At 71.9% G+C, this 381-nt stretch carries 1 protein-coding gene; it reads right to left on the bottom strand.

Features of this window, described 5'->3' with window-relative positions; all coding sequences use genetic code 11:
• A partial coding sequence (locus ADL05_RS03045) for a DeoR family transcriptional regulator (protein ID WP_156365695.1) occupies nt 1–381 on the bottom strand: 381 nt, incomplete at both ends.

Here is a 381-nt window from a genome sequence, read left to right on the forward strand (position 1 = left end):
CGGTCGTGGTCGATACGGGTGTGCTCGGCCAGGACCACGACCGTGCGGGCGGCGTCCATGAGCGCCCGCTTGCTCCTCCCCTGAACCGGGTCGACGCTGGTCAGACCGCGCTCGAAGGACACGCCCCCGGGCACGACGAAGGCCACGTCCGCACTCAGACCCTCCAGCTCCCGGTCCGTGGCCACCGCGGCACCCGCCCGCCGGTCCAGACGCCCACCGATCAGATGCACCACGACATCGGTACGCGGAGCCAGAACCGACGCCACCGACACCGAGTTGGTGACCACCGTGTAGCCGCGATCCACCGGCAGGCGAGCCGCCAGGCGTTCGGTGACCGCGCCCGCGTCCAACACCACCACACCGCCATCGGGCACCTCGGCC

Origin of the sequence: Nocardiopsis sp. NRRL B-16309, from assembly GCF_001279585.1 — a bacterium.
Taxonomy (GTDB): Bacteria; Actinomycetota; Actinomycetes; order Streptosporangiales; family Streptosporangiaceae; genus Nocardiopsis.